This is a genomic window from Alitiscatomonas aceti, from assembly GCF_025567195.1.
Lineage (GTDB): Bacteria > Bacillota > Clostridia > Lachnospirales > Lachnospiraceae > Alitiscatomonas > Alitiscatomonas aceti.
The window spans coordinates 1-2,425 of record NZ_JAOQJF010000072.1; the positions used below are offsets into that span (position 1 = coordinate 1).

Genomic DNA, 2,425 nt, shown 5'->3' on the forward strand with positions numbered 1-2,425 from the left:
GTTAGTGTATAATTATCATTGGCAAATATAGGAACTATTCCTAAGACAAAAAAGGGAAACAGAGAAAATCCCTGCTTCCCAATCACACAGTTTTTCTTTATGATGTTAACTGCTAAGAAAAACATGTAAAGGAAACTGTATGATGAAAACTATTGTAGAGGAAAAACCGATATCTTTCAAGGAGTTGGAGCAAAAAATATTTTCTTATGTATGTGAGCTGGGCAGAGAGATCACAACTGCCATGCTGGAGGCTTATGATAAGGAACTGGCAGAGGGAAGGGATAAAAAGAATTACCGGGATAAAGGGATCCGCACCACCACGATAAAAACAGTCTACGGTGAAGTCAGCTATGGCAGGCACGTCTATCAGACAAAACTTGAGGATGGAAAGAAAGCCTGTGTGTATCTGCTGGATGAAGCCATGCAGATGGAAAAGATAGGCCTGATCTCCACAAACCTGGCAGAGAAGCTGGCCATGACGGTAACAGAAGCGCCGTACCGCGTTACAGCAGAGACAATAAGCAGCACCTGCGGCCAGAGCATCAGTGCCGGCGGTGTGTGGAACGTGATGCAGCGGTTGGGTGAAAGGATCAGCGAAGAGGAAGAACATGCTGTAAAACAGATGCATGTGGACCAGTCAGAGGGAAAAAAGGAGATTCCGGTACTGTTTGAAGAAATGGATGGCGTATGGCTGTCCATGCAGGATGAACAGCATAAAAAGATGAAAAAACAGGAAATGAAGGTCTTTACCATGTATGAAGGCTGGGATGCGGAGAAAGAAAAGCAGGGCCGCAGTAGCCTGGTGGGAAAAACCATGCTTGCGGGGATGGAGAAAAGTAAGAAATTCCATGAAAAGCGGGAGGCCTGTATTTGCAAGAAATATGATGCGGATGAGATCGGCCAGCGCATCTTAAACGGAGATGGAGGCAGCTGGATCTACGAGCCATATGACCCGGAAGCAATCTTCCAGTTAGACAGATATCATGTATATCAGGAGATCACAGGGAAGATCCGTGATAAGAAAGCGCAGAGAGAGATCCGGGAACTGTTTGATACAGGCAAGCCGGAGGAAATGTTGGAATATATACAGATATATGCGACCAGCGTAGAAAGCCCGGATGAAAAGGATAAAAGCAGCCAAAAGGCCTGGGAATTATATCAATATCTGGAACATAACAGGGAAGGTCTGCTGCCCTACGATAAAAGGGGGATAAAGATAGCAGCCCCGCCGGAAGGGATTCTTTATAAAAGGATGGGTGTGCAGGAAAATCAGAATTGTACGGTGATCACGCTGAGGATGAAGAACCGAAGGATGCGCTGGTCGGTAAACGGAGCCAATAACCTTGCCAAGATCCTTTACCAAAAAGAAAACAAGGAATTGATTGAGACGATAGAGCGATATACGGATGGCTTAGTGTTCACAATGCAGATGCAGGAGATCGTGGAAACATTAAGTGCTGCAAAAGCTCCAAAGAAGGACGGGAAAGGAAATCCGTATGTGGATGTGGTAAATGTGCATATGCCGCTGCTTGAAGCGATACAGACAGCATCCAGAAAGGCGTTTAAGAGAGCGTTCTGTTGTTAAACAAAGGAAAACCCATAGGGTCTATTTGGCATACCCAAAAACAGAAAAAATATCATAAGGAAAAAATGAAGTGGGTAAGTTGCCAACGATTACTTGACACAAACTTTTGATACCTATATCTTGATTATTCATCTGGTTTGCACTATAATCTGTAATGTAATCAAAGAGCCTTTGATTGTTGGCTTGGCAATTTTTTCGTGCGCTTCGTTTGAATTTGAGTTCAATCTTTCAGAAAAAGTGAAAGCAAAAATCTGTATGGAGGGAAGAATGATTATGATAATGATGATTGCATGTATTAAAATGGTGGTTGTGGGCGTTTGTGGAGTGTGCCCTGCTAAGTCAATTTAGATAAGGATTAAACGCCGAGGGGTTCAAATCCCCTGCACTCCATTAAAGTAGGCTACCGAAATGGTAGCCTTTTCTATTTCTTATTTGTTGTTTAGAATATCTTGTACAATAGTTTTCCATACTTCATCTGGCATTCTACAAAAATCAAAATATCTTCCAATGGTGGGAGAACCATAGGGAACGTCCTTAAATAAGGTTCCCGATTTTTGGCGATTATCGTTAGAAGCATATGGGTAGAACATTTTAATAACTTCCAGTAATTCCTCAATATTTTGAATATTAAATGTATTTATAAAATTTGTGGTTGCTTCTTTTGCTTTATCTATATCTGAATATTGAAAACCAGCTGTAACAGTCAAATTATCTTTATCTGGTAATTTGGGTGCATTTAGAGAAATATCAATATAAGTTTTGCATAAATGAAAGAGCTAATCCCCCAGCTATGCTGGGGCGAATAGTGTAGTAGTGACGTTGTAGAATGTGTAATAAAGC

2 protein-coding genes are annotated in these 2,425 nt (G+C 41.6%); one reads left to right on the forward strand and one right to left on the reverse strand.

The features are described from left to right. Positions 1 to 139 precede the first annotated feature (139 nt). Positions 140 to 1,585 (forward strand): ISLre2 family transposase, encoded by a 1,446-nt coding sequence (locus tag OCV69_RS16470; protein ID WP_262563250.1) that lies wholly within the window; start codon positions 140 to 142, stop codon positions 1,583 to 1,585. Between the two features lie 428 nt (positions 1,586 to 2,013). On the opposite strand, the gene OCV69_RS16475 is transcribed toward OCV69_RS16470, so the two are convergent. After that, positions 2,014 to 2,292 (reverse strand): hypothetical protein, encoded by a 279-nt coding sequence (locus OCV69_RS16475; protein ID WP_158359428.1) that lies wholly within the window; start codon positions 2,290 to 2,292, stop codon positions 2,014 to 2,016. Between the last annotated feature and the right edge of the window lie 133 nt (positions 2,293 to 2,425).